22 protein-coding genes are annotated in these 20,670 nt (G+C 59.5%); 11 read left to right on the top strand and 11 right to left on the bottom strand.

From position 1 onward, the window contains the following. The first annotated feature begins 8 nt into the window (after nucleotides 1-8). Together ccoG and ACYQ1A_RS17320 are read left to right on the top strand one after the other, a co-directional pair. On the top strand, nucleotides 9-1,451 hold the full coding sequence (gene ccoG / locus ACYQ1A_RS17325) for a cytochrome c oxidase accessory protein CcoG (protein ID WP_499363914.1): 1,443 nt from the start codon (nucleotides 9-11) through the stop codon (nucleotides 1,449-1,451). A gap of 75 nt (nucleotides 1,452-1,526) precedes the next feature. Beyond that, a complete protein-coding gene (locus tag ACYQ1A_RS17320) occupies nucleotides 1,527-2,033 on the top strand; it encodes a FixH family protein (protein ID WP_499363913.1) in 507 nt (168 codons plus the stop codon). 135 nt (nucleotides 2,034-2,168) lie between these two features. Here the strand turns inward: ACYQ1A_RS17320 and ACYQ1A_RS17315 are convergent, their stop codons facing one another. The 4 genes from ACYQ1A_RS17315 to ACYQ1A_RS17300 form a co-directional block, all read right to left on the bottom strand. Next, a complete protein-coding gene (locus ACYQ1A_RS17315; protein WP_499363911.1) occupies nucleotides 2,169-2,732 on the bottom strand; it encodes a FixH family protein in 564 nt (187 codons plus the stop codon). A gap of 32 nt (nucleotides 2,733-2,764) precedes the next feature. After that, a complete protein-coding gene (locus tag ACYQ1A_RS17310; RefSeq protein WP_499363910.1) occupies nucleotides 2,765-3,598 on the bottom strand; it encodes an undecaprenyl-diphosphate phosphatase in 834 nt (277 codons plus the stop codon). A gap of 45 nt (nucleotides 3,599-3,643) precedes the next feature. Continuing rightward, nucleotides 3,644-4,606 carry a tRNA-dihydrouridine synthase gene (locus tag ACYQ1A_RS17305; protein ID WP_499363909.1) on the bottom strand — a complete coding sequence of 321 codons (963 nt, stop codon included), beginning with the start codon at nucleotides 4,604-4,606 and terminating at the stop codon, nucleotides 3,644-3,646. Nucleotides 4,607-4,759: 153 nt separating this feature from the next. Then, nucleotides 4,760-5,560, bottom strand: a complete 801-nt coding sequence (locus ACYQ1A_RS17300; RefSeq protein ID WP_499363907.1) for a nidogen-like domain-containing protein — start codon at nucleotides 5,558-5,560, stop codon at nucleotides 4,760-4,762. Nucleotides 5,561-5,925: 365 nt separating this feature from the next. Between ACYQ1A_RS17300 and ACYQ1A_RS17295 the strand changes: the two genes are divergently transcribed. From ACYQ1A_RS17295 to ACYQ1A_RS17275, 5 genes are all read left to right on the top strand, one after another. Beyond that, the gene (locus ACYQ1A_RS17295; protein ID WP_062222249.1) at nucleotides 5,926-6,513 is read left to right on the top strand and encodes a peptidase; all 588 of its coding nucleotides are present in this window, start codon (nucleotides 5,926-5,928) and stop codon (nucleotides 6,511-6,513) included. Between the two features lie 73 nt (nucleotides 6,514-6,586). Beyond that, nucleotides 6,587-7,414: an NADPH-dependent 7-cyano-7-deazaguanine reductase QueF gene (gene queF, locus ACYQ1A_RS17290; protein ID WP_062222247.1), complete on the top strand. Its 828-nt coding sequence runs from the start codon at nucleotides 6,587-6,589 to the stop codon at nucleotides 7,412-7,414. A 23-nt stretch (nucleotides 7,415-7,437) separates the two neighbouring features. After that, on the top strand, nucleotides 7,438-7,980 hold the full coding sequence (gene msrA / locus ACYQ1A_RS17285) for a peptide-methionine (S)-S-oxide reductase MsrA (RefSeq protein ID WP_062222246.1): 543 nt from the start codon (nucleotides 7,438-7,440) through the stop codon (nucleotides 7,978-7,980). A gap of 146 nt (nucleotides 7,981-8,126) precedes the next feature. Then, nucleotides 8,127-8,948, top strand: a complete 822-nt coding sequence (gene dapD / locus ACYQ1A_RS17280; RefSeq protein WP_053935812.1) for a 2,3,4,5-tetrahydropyridine-2,6-dicarboxylate N-succinyltransferase — start codon at nucleotides 8,127-8,129, stop codon at nucleotides 8,946-8,948. A 120-nt stretch (nucleotides 8,949-9,068) separates the two neighbouring features. Then, nucleotides 9,069-11,894 (top strand): M16 family metallopeptidase, encoded by a 2,826-nt coding sequence (locus ACYQ1A_RS17275; RefSeq protein WP_499363905.1) that lies wholly within the window; start codon nucleotides 9,069-9,071, stop codon nucleotides 11,892-11,894. Between the two features lie 157 nt (nucleotides 11,895-12,051). On the opposite strand, the gene rpoS is transcribed toward ACYQ1A_RS17275, so the two are convergent. The 5 genes from rpoS to apaG all read right to left on the bottom strand — a co-directional run bounded on the left by rpoS (nucleotide 12,052) and on the right by apaG (nucleotide 16,130). Then, nucleotides 12,052-13,020, bottom strand: a complete 969-nt coding sequence (rpoS, locus tag ACYQ1A_RS17270) for an RNA polymerase sigma factor RpoS (protein ID WP_499363904.1) — start codon at nucleotides 13,018-13,020, stop codon at nucleotides 12,052-12,054. A gap of 7 nt (nucleotides 13,021-13,027) precedes the next feature. Further along, the gene (locus tag ACYQ1A_RS17265; RefSeq protein WP_499363903.1) at nucleotides 13,028-13,909 is read right to left on the bottom strand and encodes a peptidoglycan DD-metalloendopeptidase family protein; all 882 of its coding nucleotides are present in this window, start codon (nucleotides 13,907-13,909) and stop codon (nucleotides 13,028-13,030) included. Nucleotides 13,910-14,231: 322 nt separating this feature from the next. Further along, the gene (locus ACYQ1A_RS17260; protein ID WP_499363902.1) at nucleotides 14,232-14,903 is read right to left on the bottom strand and encodes a protein-L-isoaspartate(D-aspartate) O-methyltransferase; all 672 of its coding nucleotides are present in this window, start codon (nucleotides 14,901-14,903) and stop codon (nucleotides 14,232-14,234) included. Beyond that, nucleotides 14,888-15,631 carry a 5'/3'-nucleotidase SurE gene (surE, locus tag ACYQ1A_RS17255; protein WP_499363900.1) on the bottom strand — a complete coding sequence of 248 codons (744 nt, stop codon included), beginning with the start codon at nucleotides 15,629-15,631 and terminating at the stop codon, nucleotides 14,888-14,890. The genes ACYQ1A_RS17260 and surE overlap by 16 nt, the downstream gene beginning before the upstream one ends. 115 nt (nucleotides 15,632-15,746) lie before the next feature. Beyond that, a complete protein-coding gene (gene apaG, locus ACYQ1A_RS17250; protein ID WP_062225123.1) occupies nucleotides 15,747-16,130 on the bottom strand; it encodes a Co2+/Mg2+ efflux facilitator ApaG/CorD in 384 nt (127 codons plus the stop codon). A gap of 119 nt (nucleotides 16,131-16,249) precedes the next feature. On the opposite strand from apaG, the gene rpe reads away from it, so the two are divergent. Both rpe and ACYQ1A_RS17240 read left to right on the top strand, forming a co-directional pair. After that, nucleotides 16,250-16,939: a ribulose-phosphate 3-epimerase gene (gene rpe, locus ACYQ1A_RS17245; RefSeq protein ID WP_499363899.1), complete on the top strand. Its 690-nt coding sequence runs from the start codon at nucleotides 16,250-16,252 to the stop codon at nucleotides 16,937-16,939. Nucleotides 16,940-16,941: 2 nt separating this feature from the next. After that, a complete protein-coding gene (locus ACYQ1A_RS17240; RefSeq protein WP_499363897.1) occupies nucleotides 16,942-17,604 on the top strand; it encodes a phosphoglycolate phosphatase in 663 nt (220 codons plus the stop codon). Nucleotides 17,605-17,683: 79 nt separating this feature from the next. Here ACYQ1A_RS17240 and ACYQ1A_RS17235 read toward each other — a convergent pair whose 3' ends face one another. Beyond that, nucleotides 17,684-18,184 carry a dihydrofolate reductase gene (locus ACYQ1A_RS17235; RefSeq protein WP_499363895.1) on the bottom strand — a complete coding sequence of 167 codons (501 nt, stop codon included), beginning with the start codon at nucleotides 18,182-18,184 and terminating at the stop codon, nucleotides 17,684-17,686. Between the two features lie 12 nt (nucleotides 18,185-18,196). After that, nucleotides 18,197-18,823: a LysE family translocator gene (locus ACYQ1A_RS17230; RefSeq protein ID WP_499363893.1), complete on the bottom strand. Its 627-nt coding sequence runs from the start codon at nucleotides 18,821-18,823 to the stop codon at nucleotides 18,197-18,199. Between the two features lie 239 nt (nucleotides 18,824-19,062). Here ACYQ1A_RS17230 and ACYQ1A_RS17225 point away from each other — a divergent pair, with 239 nt between their 5' ends. Both ACYQ1A_RS17225 and serB read left to right on the top strand, forming a co-directional pair. Then, a complete protein-coding gene (locus ACYQ1A_RS17225; protein WP_499363892.1) occupies nucleotides 19,063-19,791 on the top strand; it encodes a UPF0149 family protein in 729 nt (242 codons plus the stop codon). A gap of 34 nt (nucleotides 19,792-19,825) precedes the next feature. Continuing rightward, nucleotides 19,826-20,665 carry a phosphoserine phosphatase SerB gene (gene serB / locus ACYQ1A_RS17220; protein WP_499363891.1) on the top strand — a complete coding sequence of 280 codons (840 nt, stop codon included), beginning with the start codon at nucleotides 19,826-19,828 and terminating at the stop codon, nucleotides 20,663-20,665. Nucleotides 20,666-20,670: the final 5 nt, after the last annotated feature.

The raw sequence follows: 20,670 nt of genomic DNA, 5'->3' as shown, positions 1-20,670 counted from the left end.
ACTTGATCATGAGCAAGAAACTGCAAGACATTCCAGTCACCGTGGTCGAGGTAAACGACGACGGCGAATACGAAGAAATGAAGATGTACGCCAGCCACAAGAAGATCTACCCGCGTTGGGTGAACGGGATCTTCAACAAGTGGCGCATCTTTTTTGTCTTTGCGACGCAGCTGTTTTTCTACGGCATTCCCTGGATCAATATCGATAGCCGCCAGGCCATGTTGTTTGATCTGGCCAATCGCAAGTTCTATATCTTCGGCATGATTTTTTTGCCGCAAGACTTTATTTATCTGACCGCCGTGTTGCTGATGGCGGCCTTTGGCCTGTTTGCCTGGACCACCATCGGCGGGCGGCTGTGGTGCGGCTTTTCCTGTCCGCAAACCGTCTACACCGAAATCTTTTTGTGGATAGAGAAGTGGGTTGAAGGCGACCGCATGGCCCGCATCAAGCTGGACAGCGGCCCGAACAACGCGCGCAAGCTGCGACTCAAGGCCACCAAACACGCCCTCTGGATTGTGTTCTCGCTGTGGACCGGCTTTACCTTTGTCGGCTACTTCACCCCGATCCGCGAATTGTGGGGCGAAATCATCACGCTGACGCTATCGGCCTCTGAGTTGTTCTGGGTGCTGTTCTACGGCTTTGCCACCTATGGCAATGCGGGTTGGTTGCGCGAGCAGGTCTGCAAATACATGTGCCCGTACGCGCGCTTTCAGAGCGCCATGTTTGATGCGGATACGCTGATCGTGTCGTATGACACCGAACGCGGCGAACCGCGCGGCAGCCGCAAAAAGACCGTCGACCACAAGGCAGAAGGCCTGGGCGATTGCATCGATTGCAAGATGTGCGTGCAGGTGTGCCCGGTTGGCATCGATATCCGCAACGGCCTGCAATATGAATGCATCGGTTGCGCCGCCTGTATCGACGCCTGTGACGAAGTCATGGACAAGATGAGTTATCCCCGCGGGCTGATCCGTTACACCACCGAAAACGCGCTCAACCATGTGTATCCGGAATCGCAGTTCTGGTCACGGCTGAGGCGGCCACGCGTAATCATGTATGGCGTGGTGCTGGCGGTGGTGCTGGTGATTACCGTGGTTTCGCTGTGGCGGCATCAGCCGGTCACCGTCAATATCTCGCGTGACCGCGCGGCGCTGGTGCGCGAGGCGGAAGACGGGATGCTGGAAAACGTCTATCGCTTGCAGATCGAAAACACGGATGGCCAGGACCATCAATTTACGATCAGTGCCAGCGGCCTGCCGGGGATCAAGACCTTGATCGATGGCAGCAGCAAAGTGCTGGTGCATAGCAGCGGCATGGAAGACGTGGGCGTGCGTTTGCACGTGGACGCCAGTAACGCCGGGCCGGGCAGCCATCCGGTGACATTTACCGTTACTGCGGTTGATAATCCGAAAATCAGTACCGACGAGAAATCGAGCTTTATCGGCCAGTAAAGGCCATGGCGGTCATGCTTTGCCCAGCAGGGCATGGCCGCCCTTCCCCTGTCCCACTCTCATCGAACGAGCCCCATGAATACCGAGCAACAAACGCGCAAACCCTGGTACAAATCGCCGTGGCTGGGCTTTCTGCTGATCTTTCCGATCGCGGCCATCCTCGGCTGCATTTATATGATCAAGATCGCAGCCGCCAACAACGACGGTGGCGTGGCGGATGATTTTTCCAAGGTGGGCGAAGAGGTCAATCGCAATAACGCGCGCGACCAGGCGGCGCTGAAGATGGGGCTTAGTGGCAATCTGCTGCTGGACGCAGATGGCCAGCACTTTACCTTGACGCTAAACCAGGCAGTGACCGGCACGCTGCAACTGCAAGTGTTGAACCCGACGCGGGCAACGCTGGACCAGAAAGTGGGGCTGCCGGCATCCAGCGGCAGCACATTTAGCGGCAGCCTGCCGCAAAAGCTGGAACAGCCGCGCTGGACGATCGCATTGGGCGATACCGGCGGCCACTGGCGAATTCAAGGCGGACTGGATCTGAAAAAAGCGGCCAGCGCCCCACTGACGGCAAATAGCCACTGATTGCCACCACCGCATAGGGTGGGTCTAGACCCACCGCGCAAAGCCGCCAGGCAGATCGCTATCTTTTCTTTTTGATGGCTTTGGGTGGTGGGTCTAGACCCACCCTATGGATTGCGCCCGCCTGGCCAGCTCATCTTATTGATCGACTGCCACGCTATGGCCTGCGGGTTTGACCGTCACCGGGCCGGCATCAGCTGCGTTCCACTCGCCTTCCAGCCGCCAGGCGTTTTCGTTCTGCACCATCACATGCCAGCGCGTGGCAGTGGTGGGTTCCAGATTGGCCTGATATTGCCCCGGCTCCAGTTGGCTCAGCACCACATGCTGGTCCAGCTTTTCTTGCGTGGGATGCTGCAGATCCAGTTGCAGCACCGGCGGCAACTTTTGCTGTTCCGGGTTATCCAGCTTGAGCGTAATGCGGTTCTGCTTCAGGTCGATCAGCATCTGCCCGTCCAGTTTGAGCGCGGCAGTGTGTGCGTCTTCCTTGATGCGATCGTTAATCGCTTCACCGGTCTGGTAATAGTTTTGCGTGACCAGGTCGTCCTCGCGGCTAAACGCCAGGTAGGCCGAAACCAGACTGGCAACCACCACCACCGCCGGACCAGCAAACACCAGAAAAGGCGTGGCCTGGCGATACCAGGGTTTGCCTTTGGGCTTGCCACCGGCAGGCGGCACATTCTTTACTTCTGAACTCGTCATCATTGCTTCCTTGCCGCAAGCGGCACATGCGACGCTCAAGCCAGCTTGAGCACCAGTCCGATCACTCCGACGGCGATGCAATAGTAGCCAAACGGCCGCAATGCCTTCACCTCGTGAGTATTGAAATACTTCATCAGCGCCCAAGTGCTGATATAGGCGCATACACCCGACAGCACGCCACAAGCAAAAATCAACCCCAGCGGCAACTGCCCGGCTTCGCGCCAAAGCAAGGGCACTTCATGCAGACCGGCCGCCAGAATCACCGGCGTGGCCAGCAAAAAAGAAAAACGCGCCGCCGCAGCGTAATCCAGACCTTGTGACAGCCCGCCAATCAAGGTGGTGCCCGAACGCGACAAACCCGGAATCAGCGCCAGACTTTGCGCAATGCCGATCTTGAACGCCTGCCAGAAGCTCAGGCTTTCCAGCGCGCGGCCGCGTTGGCGCCGACGGCTGAACGCATCGCCGGCAATCAGCACAAAACCATTCAGCATCAGAAACGCCAACACGATGCTGCTATTGCCAAACAACAGCCGGATTTTCTTTTCCAGCACCAAACCCAATACGCCTGCCGGAATCGTGGCCACCGCCACCAACCACAAGGGCCGCGCCGCCGGATGGCTGGGCCGGCCGCCACCGCGCAAGAAATCGGCAAACAAGGCAATCCAGTCATGCCGGAAATACCACAACAACGCCAGCGCCGTACCCAGATGCAGCACCACCATAAACGGCAGAAACTGTGGGCTTTGCCGATCAAGCTGCCAGTGCAACAACTCGGGCACGATGACGCCATGGCCCAGACTGCTGACCGGAAACAACTCGCTGACGCCCTGCATGATGGCAAACAGGATGCTTTCTACCGTGGTACTCACTGACACTTCTCCGTGGGCAAAGGCGGCCCACCGCCTGATTTCAGATCAAGCCGGAGAACCCGCCAGGGCGGCTACGCCGCGCATTGATTGCAGCATCAAGGCTGCAATCTCGTTCATTTCTTTGAGCGTGCGCCCCTCGGTAAACGCCTGTTCGGCCTCGGGATACGCACGGCGCAGATAACCCAGCCATTGCTTGAAACGGCCAGATTGATATTTGGGCAGTATGCTGCCGTCGACCTTGCCCCAGAACACCTCCACCAGCGGCGCCAGTGCGGCCCAATCCAGCCCGGGCAAACCGCGCGCCTGCAATGCCAGACCGGGGTTGGCCACCATGCCGCGCCCGATCATCACGTCCTCACAGCCGGAGACTTCCCGACACCGATGAAAATCAGCCACGGTCCAGACTTCGCCATTGGCGATCACCGGAATCCGCAAAGCCTGGCGGATGGCGGGCAGTTTCTCCCAATAGGCGGGCGGCTTGTAGCCGTCGCTTTTGGTTCGCGCATGCACCACCAGCTCCGCCGAGCCGCCGTCCTGCATCGCCAGGGCGTTTTCCAGCATCAGACTCTGGTCTTCGTAGCCCAGGCGCATCTTGGTGGTAACGGGAATATGAGCAGGCACGGCGCGGCGCACCGCGCTCACGACTTCATGGATGACTTCGGGGGTCTTCAGCAACAACGCCCCGCCGCCATGCCGGTTGACCGTTTTGGCCGGGCAACCAAAATTGAGATCGATCCCGGGTGGATTGAGCGTTGCCAGGCGAGCCGCGTTTTCCGCCATGCAGACCGGATCAGAGCCCAGCAATTGCACCCGCACCGGCACGCCAGCGGGCGTTTTGCCGCCGTTGAGCAACTCGGGGACGTAGCGATGGAATGTGCGCACCGGCAACAAGGAGCCAGACACGCGGATGAACTCGCTCACGCACAAATCCACGCCACCGGCACGGGTCAGCACGTCACGCAGTACATGGTCCAGAAGCCCCTCCATCGGGGCCAGCAAAATACGCAAGATGGGTTACGCCAGACAGATGATTCAAGCGCGGCATTTTACTACGCCGCAGGCGGGCGCGCCCACACGCGTATGAACGGCAAGCGGCAGCGTGCCGACGGCCAAAAAAACCGCCCCGGAGGGGGCGGCTGGTTACATCGCTATGCTGCGCATTCAGGCCTTGCGTTTCATGGCGCGGCGGCCAATCAGCCCGACCAGACCAAAACCGAGCATTGCCCAGGTTTCCGGTTCCGGCACCGGCGGCGGCACCACAATCACCCCGCCCCCGTTATCGACGTTAAACCAGATGTGGCTGTTGGCCACCACCTGGTTGATATTGTCCTGTTGCGACGACAGCAGCGCTTGCGCATTGCCTTCGCCATCGCCAAAGCCGACCGCCGCCGGATCACCGCCCTTGCCGTTCGCGCCCGAGCTGGCATCGCCGGTGGTCCATTGCATGTCTTTGTAGAAAAAACCAATCTGGCCTTCACCGTCGGCAATCGCAACATCATCACCGCGCAGTACCAGCTGGAAGCTGTCGCGCAGGTCGGTGTGCTCGGAGTAATAGCCCACGTTATCCCAGGTCACGTACAGCGTGTCGTTCTCGATGCGGTAGTACACCTGGCCGCTGCCCGCGCCGCGTGTATCGACGTCGGCAAAATAGGGCGAAACAATCGGCTCGCTCACGCCGGTGGGGCCGGACGGGGTGTAAGTGGCGATCGGATTATTGAACGAGACGTTGCCGTTGTTATTGATATAGAGGCTGGAGTACTGCTTGCCGTACAGGGTGAAGTTAAAGCCGAGGTCGATGCGATCGGTGTAGTAATCGTCGTTCGGCGACATCGCCACTGCGCCAAGATTATCGGTGTAATAAGAAGTCGACGCGGTCAGCGCGCTGTCGGGCAGAAAAGTCGTATCAGCAAATGCAGCCGGGGCGAGCAGCGCCAGGGCCAGTACGGAAGCTTTAATTATCATGGCAAGCCTTTTGGTTCAGGTTAAAAAAACAAACCGGCCACGACGCCTTCTCCGCCGTGGCCGAATGTACCGCCGCGGCATTATATTTTGTCATTTTGTGTCAGCTGAAATTAATTTTGTAATAAGGCAAATCATAAAATTACCGGGTTCTTATGCATTCAGCATATTTGCGGGCTGCAGCGCCGCTTGCTGCAGCAGGGCTGTCAGCGCGGCGCAACGGCTGACCGTCCGGATAGACCGCCATCCCGCATGCGCGCGGGCCCGCTGACCGCGCGGCAGCATGTTTTGTCAGCCAGCAGAATCCCGTTTGACAACAGAACGCTCGTTCACTAAGCTACGGCGAACGAATGTTCTGTGAGCACAACATGGGCAACCCGAATCGGGATCAGGAATACCTGGGCAAACTGCAGGACTACTACGGCAACTACCGCAGCCTGCCGTCTTATGCGGTGATTGGTGAAATGCTGGGCATGGCGTCCAAATCCGCGGTCTCCGCATTGGTCAAGCGCCTGATTCTGGCGGGCTACGTCGAAATGACGCCGGATAAACGCCTGGCCCCCACCAATCGCTTCTTTGAGCGCGAACTGGCTGACTTCAATGTCCCCGCTGGCCTGCCCGCCGCCGCCAACGACGCGATGAGCGAATCACTGACGCTCGACGAATACCTGATTGCCAAACCCTCTTCGACCATCATGGTGCGCGTGCGCGGTGACTCGATGATGGAAGCCGGCATCTACGACGGCGACATCGCCATTGTGGAGCGCCGCCCCGCTGCCAATATCGGTGACATCGTGGTTGCCATCGTCGACAACGAATACACGCTGAAAGAACTGGCGCGTGACAAGCAAGGCTTTTTGCTGTTGCCGCATAACGCCGCCTATTCGCCGATCCGGCCAGAAGAATCACTGGAGATTTATGGCGTGATGGTGGGCCTGGTGCGCAAGTACCGCTAACACCGTGCGCTGGCGCGTTGCCGCAGTTTGGCCGAAAATAGCCGTCTTTAAAAAACGGCCTCGGCACATTCTTATGAGCGACGCGCAATTTTCTCCGCTGGGCAAAGCGGTCAGCTACAAGACCGAATACGATCCCAGCCTGCTGTTTCCGATTCCGCGCCAGGGCAAGCGCGATGAAATCGGCGTAACCGGCGCACTGCCTTTTATGGGCGTTGATTTATGGAATGCCTTTGAACTGAGCTGGCTGAATGCGCGCGGCAAGCCGCAGGTGGCACTGGCCGTGTTCGAGATTCCTGCCGACAGTCCCAATATCGTCGAATCCAAATCCTTCAAGCTGTATCTGAACAGCTTTAACCAGACCCGGCTGGATAGCGTCGAGGCACTGCAGGCTTTGCTGGTGCAAGACATCTCGGCCGCAACCGGCGGCCACGTGCGCGTGCAGATCACCCTGCCCGACGCGTTCGGCAAAGAAAAGATGGCCGACCTGGCGGGCTACTGCATCGACAATCTGGATATCGATGTTGATACTTACGAACCCAGCCCTCAATTACTGCACTGCGATGAACTCGATAGCCCGGTGGACGAGAGCCTGACTTCCAATCTGCTCAAATCCAATTGCCTGGTCACCGGTCAGCCCGACTGGGCCAGCGTGCAGATCCGCTATGTGGGCGCGCCGATCAATCGCGAAAGTCTGTTGCGTTACCTGATCTCGTTCCGCAATCACAACGAGTTTCATGAGCAATGCGTCGAGCGCATTTTTATGGACATCATGCGCGCCTGCAAGCCCATCAAACTGGCGGTTTACGCGCGCTACACCCGGCGCGGCGGCCTCGACATCAACCCCTATCGCTGTAATTTCAGCGGGCCACCGCCGGGCAATATCCGCACGGCACGGCAATAACATAGATCCCACAAGGAGTAACCATGACGACTGAAGTTGCCACGCTGGCTGGTGGATGTTTCTGGTGCCTGGAAGCGGTTTTCCAGCGCGTGCAAGGTGTGAAGAGCGTGCTGTCGGGCTATATGGGCGGCCATGTCGACCATCCTGATTACAAAGCCGTCTGCACCGGCGAAACCGGCCATGCCGAAATCCTGAAGATCGAGTTTGATCCGGCCGAAGTCAGCTTTGAAGATTTGCTGGATGTGTACTTCACCATACACGACCCAACCACGCTGAACCGCCAGGGCGATGACATTGGCACGCAGTACCGCTCGGAAATCTTTTATCAGAACGCCGAGCAGGAACAGATTGCGCGCCAGAAGATAGAAGAACTGACCAAGGCCGGTGAATTCTCCAGCCCCATCGTCACCAGGCTGAGCGCTGCCCCGACCTTCTGGCCGGCCGAAGATTATCACCACAACTACTTTAACCAGCACCCCAACCAGCCTTACTGCATGGCGGTGGTGTCGGCCAAAGTACGCAAGCTGCTCAAGCACTTCCCCAAGCAAGTGGTTGAAAGCAAGTAACAAGCACCCGGCACGCGGGCCATGCTCATGGGTCGCGTGCCGCTGCGCTTCGGTTATACTCCGGGTTTTCCCTGGCGCGGCTCGACGCGCTGGCGCTTCATTGTTTTATCTATTTATTCCCCACGTTCAAGAGAGACAGGACCACCATGAGCAACCTGCAAACCGTCATCGACGCTGCCTTTGAGAACCGCGCTGAAATCACGCCGGGCAATGTGTCCGCCGAAGTGCGCGACGCCATCAACGAAGCCATCAACGGTCTGGATAAAGGCCAATGGCGCGTGGCAGAAAAAGTCGATGGCCAATGGCAGACCAATCAATGGCTCAAGAAAGCGGTGCTGCTGTCTTTCCGTATCAATGACAACGTCGTGCTGGATGGCGGTTGCACCCAGTACTTTGACAAGGTGCCGAGCAAGTTTGCCGACTACACCGAGGCGGACTTCCGCGCCGGTGGCTTTCGCGTGGTGCCTAACGCCGTGGCGCGTCGCGGTTCATACATCGCCAAAAACGTGGTGCTGATGCCGTCCTACGTCAACATCGGCGCCTTTGTTGACGAAGGCACCATGGTCGACACCTGGGCCACCGTCGGCTCGTGCGCCCAGATCGGCAAGAACGTGCACTTGTCCGGTGGCGTGGGTATTGGCGGCGTACTCGAACCGCTGCAAGCCGGCCCGACTATCATCGAAGACAACTGCTTTATCGGCGCGCGTTCAGAAGTGGTTGAAGGCGTGATCGTTGAAGAAGGCTCGGTCATTTCGATGGGCGTTTACATCGGCCAGTCCACCAAAATCTATGATCGCGAAACCGGCGAAGTCAGCTATGGCCGCATCCCGGCGGGTTCGGTGGTGGTTTCGGGCAATCTGCCGTCCAAAGACGGCAGCTACAGCCTGTACTGCGCCGTGATCGTGAAAAAGGTCGATGCCAAGACCCGCGGCAAGGTCGGCATCAATGAACTTTTGCGTGGCATCTAAGCCATAGCTGGCGGGCCGCCCTTCACCGTGCGGCCCCAAGCTTGTGCGTCGCCGCAGGGGCACGCGGCCGACGCAGAGCTGCATTACAGCTTTGTCGGTCCATAACAACCATGGTGTCTTATGCCCCTCTTGCACAAGCTCTTTGCCGGCAGCCTGCTGGCCGCCAGCCTTTCTGCCTTCGCGCTACCTGCGCTGACTGATTTCCCGCAAGACCATAGCGATGTAAAACCGGATCCAGCCGTCACTTTCGGCAAGCTCGATAACGGCATCCGCTACGCCATCCTGCCCAATAGCGAACCCAAAGGCCGCGCCAGCCTGCGCTTGCTGGTCAAAGCCGGCTCGATGAACGAGACCGACGATCAACAAGGCCTGGCCCACTTTCTGGAGCACATGGCGTTCAAGGGCAGCACCCATTACGCGCCCGGCACGCTGGTCCAGTATTTTCAGCGCCTGGGCATGGGCATGGGCAGCGACGCCAACGCCAATACCGGCTTTGAGCGCACCGTTTACGAGCTCGAACTACCCGACACCAAACCCGAAACCATGACGGAAGGCTTGCAGGTGTTTGCCGATTTCTCCGGCGGCCTGTTGCTCAAGCCCGACCAGATCGATGGCGAACGCGGCGTTATCCTCAGCGAAAAACGAGCGCGTGATTCGGTGTCTTATCGCGCTTATATCGCCGAGTCCAAACATCTGCTGCCCGACACGCTGCTGATCAAACGCATGCCGATCGGCCAGGCCGACGTGATTCAAAAAGCGCAACGCGAGCGCTTTGCCGACTTCTATAACACCTGGTATCGCCCCGATCGGATTACCGTGGTGGCCGTGGGTGACTTCAACCCCAAATCGACCATTGCGCTGATCAACAAGGAATTCGGCGGCATCAAACCGCGCGCGCCTGCCCGTGGCGATTATGACTTCGGCAAGGTAACGCCCCCAACCGGCGTTGACATCGGCTACCACTACGATGCCGAGGCTCCCGCCACCAATATTTCGATCGAAGCACTGCAGCCCTTCCCCGGTCTCGACCAGACGCAGATCCGCCTGAATGATGTGCGCATGCAGCTGGCACTCGACATCGTGTCGCGCCGACTGGATATCCTGGCGCATAAGGACGACGCCATCATCAGCGCCGGATATATAGGCGTAAACGACCTGATGACCGAGACGCGCGTGTCCAGCCTGGAAGTCACCACCAAGCCGGAGAACTGGCAGGCGGCGTTGGCCCTGGCCGAGCAGCAATTGCGCCAGGCCTATCAATATGGCTTTACCGCCGATGAGTTGCGCGTTGCCGTTGCCAATATGCGCACCTCGCTGCAACAAGCGGTCGATACCGCCCGCACGCGGCGCTCGCCGCAACTGGCGGGGGCCCTGACCGACGCGTTGAATGACCAGAATGTCTTTACCTCACCCGAACAAGATCTGGCGCTGTTAACCCCGTTGCTGAACAGCATCACGCCCGATCAGGCGCTGACCGCCTTCCGCGGCGCATGGACCGGCGGGCGCAAGCTGTTTGTGAGCGGCAATCTCAAACTGGATCAGGCGCAAGCGCAGATCGGCGAAGCATGGAAAACCAGCGCCGCCACGGCCGTCGCCGCCCCGGCCAAAGATGCGGCGGTGGAATTCCCCTACACCCGGTTTGGCACGGCCGCCGGCAAGATCACCACGCAGAAACAAGTGGACGATCTGGCCATCACGCAACTGACTTTCGCCAATGACGTGCGCGTCAATATCAAAAAGACGCCGTTTGAGGCCAACACCATCCGCATCAACGCACGTGTGGGCGCGGGCTTGCTGACCGAACCTGCACAGCAGCAACCGGGTCTGGCCTATCTGGCCAACCTGGCCTTCCGTTCTGGTGGCCTCGACAAGCTGAGCTGGGATGATCTGCAAACCGCATTGGCGGGCAAGCAAGTGGGTCTGGAATTTGGCGTGGGCACCGATGCACTGGAGTTCAGTGCGCGCACCAACGCGGAGAACCTCAAGCTGCAACTGCAATTGATTGCGGCCTATCTGACCCACGCCGGTTATCGCCCGGAAGCGCTGTCGGCAGCGCGCAAAGCCATTGCCCAGAACGCCATTTCGCTGGAGCACACGCCCGAAGGCATGCTGCGCTCACGCATTCCGCGTGAACTGGCCAGCAACGACCCGCGCTTTGGCATTCCGTCGCAAGAGCAGGCCAGCATGCGCACCCTGGCCGAACTGAAAGCGTGGCTGGATCCCCAATTGCAGCACGGCCCGCTGGAAATCTCGTTGGTCGGCGATCTGGACCCACAACAAGTGATTGCCGCGCTGTCCGAGACGTTGGGCGCCCTGCCCGCACGCGAGGTCAAGCCCGACTACACCGAGGCCCGCAAAGTCAGCTTTCCGTCGCCACTGACCGAAACTCTCAAGGTCAGCACGCAGATCGATCGCGGCGTGGTGTTTATGGTGTGGCAGACGCCGGATGCGCGTGACGTTAATGTGGCGCGGCGCTTCAACCTGCTGAGCGAGATCCTGCGTAACCGCCTGTGGGACACCATCCGCACGCAAATGGGCAGCTCGTATAGTCCAAATGCCTTTTCGCAACTGAGCGACACCTTTACCAATTACGGCATGCTGGGCGTGATGATTACGGTGGAACCGGGCGCGGCGCAGAAGGTGGCAGACGCGGTCAAGGGCATCGCGGCGGAATTGCAGAAGACCGGCATCAGCGATGACGAACTGGAACGTGCACGCGCGCCGGTGCTGACCGATATCCGCGACTCGGCGCAAAGCAACGGCTACTGGCTGCATGTGGTGCTGGATGGCTCGCAAGAACATCCGCAACGGCTGGATTGGGCGCGGACGCGTCTAAGCGGCTACGAGCACATCAGCAAGGCCGAGGTCACCGCTGTTATTCAGCAATACCTCAACCCAGCCAAGGTCTCGACCTTTATCGTGCAACCGGTGGCGCAAGCCGACTGAGGCCCGCTTGCTGGCGCCCCGGCCCGCGCTATAGGCGTGGGGCGTGGGGCGTGGCAGGCAAGGCCCAAGGGACAGATACAAAAAAGCCGGAGCATGTCTCCGGCTTTTTTTCGTACCGATCAGGCGATGTTCACCCGAGCGTGGCGATTTACTCGCCTTATAACACGATGTCGCGCGATACCCCATAGCGACGCAGGATGCGCCGCAACTGTTCCAGCGCCTCGATCTGGATCTGCCGCACCCGTTCGCGGGTCAGATTGAGATTGGCCGCCAGGTCTTCCAGCGTGCAGATCTCATAGCCATTCAGACCGTAGCGGCGCTCGATTACCATGCGTTGCTTGTCGTTCAACTGCTTGAGCCACTCACGCACATAACGCTCGATTTCGGCGTTCTGCAGCAAGGTCTCGGGACCGTCGTGCTGGTCATCAGGGATGGACTCACCGATGGTCAGCATCGGGTCGATATCCAGCGGAGCATCCAGCGAGGCCACGCGCTCGTTCAAACCCATGATCCGCCGCACATCTTCCACCGGCTTACCCACCAGCGCGGCAATATCCTCGACCGCAGGCTCATGCCCCAGATGCGCTTCCAGATGGCGTTGCGCACGCAGGTACACATTGAGCTCCTTGATCACATGCACCGGCAGGCGGATGGTCCGCGACTGGTTCATGATGGCGCGCTCGATGCTCTGGCGTATCCACCACGTGGCATAGGTCGAAAAGCGGAAACCACGCTCCGGGTCGAACTTTTCCAGCGCATGCATCAAACCGATATTGCCCTCTTCGATCAGATCGAGCAGGGTCATGCCACGGTTGATGTAGTGCTTGGCGATGTTTACGACCAGGCGCAAATTGTGCTCGATCATTTTTTGCCGGGCTTCAAAATCACCCTGCACCACGCGACGAGCCAGCGCACGTTCCTGGTCCGGCGTTAACAGCGGGCTGTGGCCAATTTCATTCAGATAAATCTGGGTCACGTCGCCGGTGCTTTCGTAGCTGGTGTTATCCGCTTCTTCAGCCGCGACGGCTTCGGCTTCGGCTTCTTTCTCGCCTTCACCTTCAATCAGCTCGAGGTCTTCCTCTTCGAGCATTGCTTCGTCTTCCAGGATATCGATTTGATCGTTCATGATTTATCTAGTGGATGTATTTGGCAGGATCGACCGGTTTGCCAAATCTGCGAATTTCAAAGTGCAGTTCAACCCGGTCGGCATCGGTGTTGCCCATCTCCGCGATCTTTTCACCCTTCTTGACGATGTCGCCCTCCTTGACCAGCAATTTGCTGTTATGTGCATACGCACTGAGGAATTCAGCGTTGTGTTTGATGATGATCATTTTGCCGTAACCGCGGAGACCGCTTCCGGCATAAACCACCTTACCAGACGCTGACGCAACCACAGACTGCCCCAATTTACCGGCAATATCAATACCCCGACTTTCCTCGCTGAAAGGTTTATCGCTATTGCCTGCGGTCGGTTTCAACCAGTCGCTGACCTCCGCATCCCCCGCTACAGCGGCCGAAGCCGCGCTGGCTGGTGCTTTCTCGTTACCGTTTGTTACATTGCCGCCAGCTTGCGGCGCTGCAACAATCGCTGTCGAAGCGGGTAAACTTTGATTGGAATTTTGTGGTTTCGGCGCAACTGCCGGGCCATCCGCAGCAGCGGCTATGCCACTGGCATTCTGCGCGCTAAAGGGCAATTTGACTGCCTTGGGGTAATGCGCGTTCGTGGCAATTGCAGGCGTGACCTGATTAGCGGCAGGGCTGCTGGTTATTGCACCGTTGCCCCCTGCGGGCGCGGCGGCCACGGCAACATCTTGTTTCAATGCATGAACTTCGACACCTGCCGGTGCATTGTCGTCACCTGGCGGCGTGGCCCCCGGCGCACCCGAAGCGCTCAGCTTGAGCGTCTGGCCCACCTTGATGCCATTGATGTCTTGCAGATTGTTCCATGCCGCCAGATCGCGATAAGCCACGCCATGATCCAGCGCAATGCGGTACAGGGTATCGCCCTTCTTCACCACATACGTGCCGCCCGGTGCGCCGCTGTCGGCGGCCGCCGTGCTGGCACTGCGGATAGGCGCGGCACTTGCAGCGGGGGCCGCTGCGGCAGACTGGTTGCGGTCGACAATCGGAGCGGGCGCGTCCGGCGTGCTGGCGCAGGCAGCCAGCAAGGTGGACAACAAAGCGGGAACCATCAGACGCTGCCAACTCACGAAAATCTCCTTGTTCTTGGTCATTGCTGTGCTTGTTCTCTGTACGTGTTTTAGATAAGGGTTCGGCCGGAAAACCGGCCGCTGAATGAGATTTGGGCGTACCACAGGCCGGATGGCCGCGCAGCGCTCAGGCCACGCCGGGCAAAAGCGGCACAAAGCGCACTTTTTCCAGCTTGCTTTCGAGGGGGCCCTCCGGCGTCATCTCGATCACGCGCAGTTCTTGCGTGTCGGTGCCAACCGGAAACACCAGGCGCCCGCCCGGCTTGAGCTGGGCAATCAACGCCTCGGGCACCACCGGCGCGGCGGCGGTCAGCATGATGGCGTCAAACGGGCCGGATTCCGCCAGACCCCGACTGCCATCGCCATGCCGCAGCCGCGTATTGAGAACGCCCAACGCCGCCAAACGTTCCCGCGCGTGCTTGGCCAGGCCACCGATGCGTTCGATTGAATATACGGTTTTAAAGAATTGCGCCAGCACCGTGGTCTGATAACCGCAACCGGTACCGATTTCCAGCACCCGCTCGCGCTGAGGCACGTCGATGGCCAGCTCGGTCATGCGCGCCACAATATAGGGTTGGGAGATGGTCTGGTTGTGTCCGATGGGCAGCGAATTATCGTCGTAGGCTTTGTGCGCGAAAGCCTCATCGACAAAGGCGTGGCGCGGCACTTCGCCCATTACGTTCAGGACATCGGCATCGCTGATGCCCTGCGCCTTCAGGCGTTCGATCATGCGGGCCCGCGTGCGCGCCGAGGTCATGCCGTTGCCCGGCAAGGCGTTGAAGTTCATGCGCATAGCCATGTCGCCACCGCATCCAGTTCTGACCATGCAGTCAGGTCGATCGACAACGGCGTAACCGAGACATAGCCTTGGTTGATCGTATGAAAATCGGTGCCCTCGCCGCCCACCGCCGCATCCCCGACCGGGCCTACCCACCAGATAGGCTCACCGCGCGGATTCTGCGCCTTGATCACCGCAGACGATTTATGCCGCCGTCCCAGCCGCGCCATTTTTTTGCCCTTGATCTGGTCATAAGGCAAATCCGGCACGTTGACGTTGAGCAAAACCGGATGCGCAAACGGATTGCGCTCGATGTGCTGCACCAGCTCCAGCGCAATCTGCGCCGCGCCCTCAAAATAAGCCGGATTGCGCGACGCCAAAGAAAACGCAATGGCTGGCACGCCCAGCAGATAGCCCTCGGTGGCCGCAGCGACGGTGCCGGAATAAATGGTGTCGTCGCCCATATTGGCGCCGTGATTGATGCCGGACACCACCAGATCGGGCAAGGTATCCATCAAGCCGGTTGCGGCCAGGTGCACGCAATCGGTGGGCGTGCCATTGACGTATAAAAAACCGCCAGGAGCCTGGCGCACCGTCAACGGCCGATCCAGTGTCAAAGAATTGCTGGCGCCGCTACGTTCGCGTTCCGGCGCGCAGACCATAATCTCGTAATGTGAACCTAGTGCACGGGCCAGAGCGGCAATGCCCGGCGCGAAATACCCGTCGTCATTTGATACCAATATGCGCATGTGGCCTCCACTGCTGCCGTATTCTAGCCGCATGCCCTGGCCGGGTGAACTGCCTTCCCGTGAGCGTTGCAATATCCGTCGTGACTGGCAAAAACCATGGTGTTTTCTGCAGATTTCAGTGCAAGGTGCGCGGAATCGACAGCACAAATTGCGGAATCCGCGCATCAAACACCGTGCCGTCGTGCGCGCGCATCTGATAACTACCGCGCATGGTGCCCACCGGGGTATCGAGCGTGGCGCCACTCATATATTCAAATGATTGCCCCGGCTGCAAGACCGGTTGCTCGCCGATCACGCCCATGCCGCTGACTTCCTGCACGCGTCCGTCCATATCGGTAATGAGCCAGTGGCGCGCAATCAGCTGCACCGGCACCTCGCTGCGGTTGGTGATGGCAATGCGATAGGCAAATACATAGTGGTGTTCGGCCTCATCGGATTGTTCCGGCACATAGTGCGCCACCGGCACAATCTCGATTTCATAACTGCTGGTTTTGCTCATGGCATCAATCCACAGAACGGCAAGTGGCGCAATCTTAGCAGCCCTCACCCCGGGCGGTACGCCAGGATGCGCTACAATCGCGGCATTGCGTCAAACACTAGACCTCTGGAGATCATCCCATGCCCGAATACCGCATCGCCCCCAGCATTCTCTCCGCCGATTTTGCCCGCCTGGGCGAAGAAGTGCGCAATGTGTCCGCCGCCGGCGCCAGCCTGATTCACTTTGATGTGATGGACAACCATTACGTCCCCAACCTGACTATCGGGCCCCTGGTGTGCGAGGCGATTCGTCCATATACCGATCTGCCCATCGATGTGCATCTGATGGTCAAGCCGGTTGATCGCATCATCCCGGACTTTGCCAAGGCCGGCGCCAATATCATCACCTTCCACCCGGAAGCCTCTGATCATATTGATCGCTCGCTCTCGCTGATCCGCGAGCACGGTTGCCAGTCCGGCCTGGTGTTTACCCCGGCCACCTCGCTGGATTATCTCGATTACGTGCTGGACAAGGTCGATATGGTGTTGCTGATGTCGGTCAACCCCGGCTTTGGCGGGCAGAAATTTATCCCCGCAATGATGGACAAAGCCCGCGCCGCGCGCGCCAAACTGGATAAATACAAAGAACAAAGCGGTCGCCATATCGCGCTGGAAATCGACGGCGGCGTCAAGGTCGACAATATCGGCGAACTGGCTGCCGCGGGCGTCGACACCTTTGTGGCGGGCTCGGCTATTTTTGGTCACCCCGATTACAAGGCCATCATCGCCGAGATGCACAAGCAGATTGAACTGCACACCCAAGCGCAATAACCATGAGCATCAAAGCCTACGCATTTGATCTGGACGGCACGCTGGTCGATTCGATCACCGATCTGGCCCGCGCCGCCAATGCCGCACGCGCCGACCTCGGCCTGGCCGCACTGGCAGAAGACGTGGTGGAAAGCTTTGTCGGCGACGGCGCGGCCTCGCTGGTGGCGCGCACGGTGGCGAACGATATCAACGCCGAATTCAGCGGCAGCGCGCAACAACAAGCGGGGCTGCAGGCGTTTAACCGGCACTATCTGGCCGGTTTGAGCATAGCCACGCGCTTCTATCCCGAAGTGCAAGCCACGCTGGCTACGCTGCACGAACGCGGCTACCCGCTTGCCATCGTCACCAACAAGCCGGAGCGGTTTACCCTGCCCTTGCTGCGCGAACTGGGTGTGCGTGAGCATTTTGATCTGGTCATCAGCGGCGACACGCTGGCCGAGCGCAAGCCGTCGCCGCTGCCCTTGTTGCACGTGGCGGAACAGTTTGGCGTTAATCCGGGCGAATTGCTGATGGTGGGCGATTCGATCAACGATGCGCTGGCAGCGCAAGCGGCCGGTTGCCCGGTGGTGGTGGTCAGCTACGGCTATGGCAGCGATGTGGAGCAGTTTAATGCTGACCATATCGTGCAGCGCTTCAGCGAGTTACTGGAATTCGTCGACGCCTGAACCGCGCGCGCCAGCGACAGGCATAAAAAAACCGGACAACCCTGCAGGGGGTGCCCGGTTTTTTTTAATGATCGGCGCGTTACGCTTTGCGATATTCGACAAAGGCGTAATGCACGCCGCTAGCGGCGTCGACGTGTGCTTCGCGACTGACCTCACGCCAGACGCCACGATCAAACGCCGGAAAATGCGCGTCGCCTGCGGGGCTGGCCGCTACTTCAGTCAGATACAGCACGTCGGCTTGCGCCAGCGCCTGGCTATAGATCTCGCCCCCGCCTATCACAAAAATCGCGCTTACCTCCGATGCCGCCGCCACAGCGGCGTCGATACTGGCAAACGCTTCGGCGCCGTCGGCCGCCCAACCCTGCTGCCGCGTTACCACCAGGTTGCGCCGCCCGGGCAAGGGGCGACCCAGCGAATCCCAGGTCTTACGGCCCATCAAAACCGGCTTGCCCAGCGTGAGCGCCTTGAAGCGCTTCAGGTCGTCCGGCAAACGCCAGGGCAGGCGGTTTTCAATGCCTATCACGCCATTGGCACCCACCGCAGCGATCAAGGCCAGTTCCGCTTGTTGCTTTGTGCTCATCTGCCGTGTTCCTTAGCGATCCGCAACCATCAAGGCACTGCCAGCAGCAACAAAAAAGCTGCCCGACAACTTGCGGAAGATCATCAGATTACGTTGCCGACCCAACCACGGCGAAACACGATGGCCGAGCATGGCATAGGTACTCATTGCGCCAAAATCGACCACCACCCACGTGGCCGCCAGCACCGCAAACTGCGCCAACTGGCCCTGGGCCGGATCAATAAAATGCGGAAACAAAGAGCCAAAAAACACCAGGTCTTTGGGATTGGAAATGCCGATCTTGTAGCCGGTGGTATACAGCTTCCACAGCGACATGCTGGCGCTGGCGCTGTCCGCTTGCGGCATGGCCATCACGCCGCGATCACGCCAGGCGCTGATACCCAGCCAGATCAAATAAGCCGCACCAGCATATTTGATGACCGCGAAAGCGGTATGCGAGGCCAGGATAATTGCGCCCAGGCCCGCCGCCGAAATACTCATCAAGGTAAACGAGGCGCTCATGCCGCCCAATACCGTCATGACGGTACGGCGCCCGCCATGCTGCACGCCATGCGTCATGCAGATCAGCGCCGACGGGCCGGGCACGCCAATGATCAGCGTGATGACGCCAAGATAAACCAACCAAAGAGACCAGCTCATAATCCCACTCCGCCAGCGCCGTACGCGCCGGATTCAATGCCGCCACCATGGCGGGTCGAGGATTGTCGCGTATTGAACGGGGTGGCGGCAATGCCCGGATTCCCGCACCCGCCGCCAGCAGCGGCCGGCCACCGGTCCAGCAGCGGGCGGCCACCAGTCCAGCAGCGGCGCGCCGGGAAAGTGGCAAGCCGCAAACGGGCAGGTACAATGGCGGCCGCAACCTTGATCCTGGAAATCGCATGAGCGCCCTACCGCAAGTCCAACCGCTGGACGACACCGAAATTGACCGCCTCGACACCTTTCTGATGTGCCCGCGCACGCCCGACGCCACCATGGACATCGAAATGCTCGATGGCTTTCTGGTGGCGCTGACCGTCGGCCCGGAAGCCGTGCCCGAGGAAGAATGGCTGCCGGCCATTTTTGATAATCAGCCGCCCGAGTTTTCTGATCAGGTCGAAGCGGACGACATCCTCGGCCTGATACGCCGCCACGCGGCGGTGATTGCCGATGCCTACTCCGCCAGAAACCGCAATCGCGCCACCGAAGAGCCGCTGTACTACCCGCTGGTGCTGCAAGACGAAGGCCTGGACGAAAAATGGCAAGAAACCGTCGGCGCGTATTGGGCGGCGGGCTTTCAGTCCGGCATCGGCGCGCGGCTGGATGCCTGGGCCGAATTGATGGATGCGGACGGTGAGTTTGTCGAGAACGTCTACAAGATCAGCGCGCTGCATCAAGATGCCAGCGACGCCGAAGGCGACGACGACACCGGCATCGAACCGCTGACCATCGGCCAGCGCGAACAACGCCTGGCTGAACTGCCATGGCTGGTGGAAGACATCATGTACACCTGGCTGGAAAAGAAATTCGGCCAGGTCGAACAAGTGGTCAACACCGAACCCAAGGTCGGCCGCAATGATCCCTGCCCCTGCGGCAGCGGCAAAAAATTCAAGAAGTGCCACGGCGCCTGAGCGCTGGCCGTTACCCATCGACAAAGTGAGCGTTATGCATCGTCTTGTGATCCAGGCCCCGGAAATCGCCACCCAGAACCTGAAACAACTGGCGCGCTTATCCGGCGCCGGTGAAATCCAGGCCATCCACCAACAGGCTTTCCGTTTGATTGGCGCTGACATCAGCAACCAGGAAGCCGTGGCTGATTTTTGCGAATCGGCACAACTGGATTGGGCCTTTATTCCGGAAGACCTGAGCGTGCGCGATATCGGTCTGGTGGTGATGGATATGGACTCCACGCTGATCACCATCGAGTGCATCGACGAAATCGCCGATATGGTGGGCATCAAGCCGCAAGTGGCCGAGATTACCGCGGCCGCCATGCGCGGCGAGCTCGATTTCAAGGCCAGCCTCACCCGGCGCGTGGCCTTGTTGGCTGGGCTGGAGGTGGGCGCGCTGCAACGGGTGTACGACGAGCGACTGCAGCTGATGCCGGGCGCCGAGAAGATGCTCAAAGGCTTTCAGCAAGCGGGCGCGCAAACGCTGCTGATCTCGGGCGGCTTTACGTATTTCACCGACAAGCTCCAGCCGCGCCTGGGCCTGACCCATACCATTGCCAATGTGCTGGAAGTGGCCGACGGCAAACTCACCGGTCGGGTGCAAGGCGATATCGTCGACGCTGACCGCAAACGCACCGAACTGCTGCGCCTGCGTGATGAGCTCGGCCTGGCCGCCCACCAGGTGGTGGCGATGGGCGATGGCGCCAATGATTTGCCCATGCTGCACGCCGCCGGCTTTGGGGTGGCCTGCCATGCCAAACCCAAGGTGCAAGCCGAAGCACCGTACTGCATCAATTACGTCGGGCTGGATGGCGTGCTGAATTACTTTCTGTAATGGCC

The sequence above is a fragment of the Silvimonas sp. JCM 19000 genome, from assembly GCF_054652575.1.
Note: the sequence above shows the minus strand (reverse complement) of the source record. Positions and strands in the feature narration are given on the sequence as shown.

Bases quoted from the DNA above. Each gene is read 5' to 3' on its own strand.
- ccoG (WP_499363914.1), top strand. From the start codon at position 9: ATGAGCAAGAAACTGCAAGACATTCCAGTCACCGTGGTCGAGGTAAAC.
- ACYQ1A_RS17320 (WP_499363913.1), top strand. From the start codon at position 1,527: ATGAATACCGAGCAACAAACGCGCAAACCCTGGTACAAATCGCCGTGG.
- ACYQ1A_RS17315 (WP_499363911.1), bottom strand. From the start codon at position 2,732: ATGATGACGAGTTCAGAAGTAAAGAATGTGCCGCCTGCCGGTGGCAAG.
- ACYQ1A_RS17300 (WP_499363907.1), bottom strand. From the start codon at position 5,560: ATGATAATTAAAGCTTCCGTACTGGCCCTGGCGCTGCTCGCCCCGGCT.
- ACYQ1A_RS17295 (WP_062222249.1), top strand. From the start codon at position 5,926: ATGGGCAACCCGAATCGGGATCAGGAATACCTGGGCAAACTGCAGGAC.
- queF (WP_062222247.1), top strand. From the start codon at position 6,587: ATGAGCGACGCGCAATTTTCTCCGCTGGGCAAAGCGGTCAGCTACAAG.
- msrA (WP_062222246.1), top strand. From the start codon at position 7,438: ATGACGACTGAAGTTGCCACGCTGGCTGGTGGATGTTTCTGGTGCCTG.
- dapD (WP_053935812.1), top strand. From the start codon at position 8,127: ATGAGCAACCTGCAAACCGTCATCGACGCTGCCTTTGAGAACCGCGCT.
- ACYQ1A_RS17275 (WP_499363905.1), top strand. From the start codon at position 9,069: ATGCCCCTCTTGCACAAGCTCTTTGCCGGCAGCCTGCTGGCCGCCAGC.
- rpoS (WP_499363904.1), bottom strand. From the start codon at position 13,020: ATGAACGATCAAATCGATATCCTGGAAGACGAAGCAATGCTCGAAGAG.
- ACYQ1A_RS17260 (WP_499363902.1), bottom strand. From the start codon at position 14,903: ATGGCTATGCGCATGAACTTCAACGCCTTGCCGGGCAACGGCATGACC.
- surE (WP_499363900.1), bottom strand. From the start codon at position 15,631: ATGCGCATATTGGTATCAAATGACGACGGGTATTTCGCGCCGGGCATT.
- apaG (WP_062225123.1), bottom strand. From the start codon at position 16,130: ATGAGCAAAACCAGCAGTTATGAAATCGAGATTGTGCCGGTGGCGCAC.
- rpe (WP_499363899.1), top strand. From the start codon at position 16,250: ATGCCCGAATACCGCATCGCCCCCAGCATTCTCTCCGCCGATTTTGCC.
- ACYQ1A_RS17240 (WP_499363897.1), top strand. From the start codon at position 16,942: ATGAGCATCAAAGCCTACGCATTTGATCTGGACGGCACGCTGGTCGAT.
- ACYQ1A_RS17235 (WP_499363895.1), bottom strand. From the start codon at position 18,184: ATGAGCACAAAGCAACAAGCGGAACTGGCCTTGATCGCTGCGGTGGGT.
- ACYQ1A_RS17230 (WP_499363893.1), bottom strand. From the start codon at position 18,823: ATGAGCTGGTCTCTTTGGTTGGTTTATCTTGGCGTCATCACGCTGATC.
- ACYQ1A_RS17225 (WP_499363892.1), top strand. From the start codon at position 19,063: ATGAGCGCCCTACCGCAAGTCCAACCGCTGGACGACACCGAAATTGAC.
- serB (WP_499363891.1), top strand. From the start codon at position 19,826: ATGCATCGTCTTGTGATCCAGGCCCCGGAAATCGCCACCCAGAACCTG.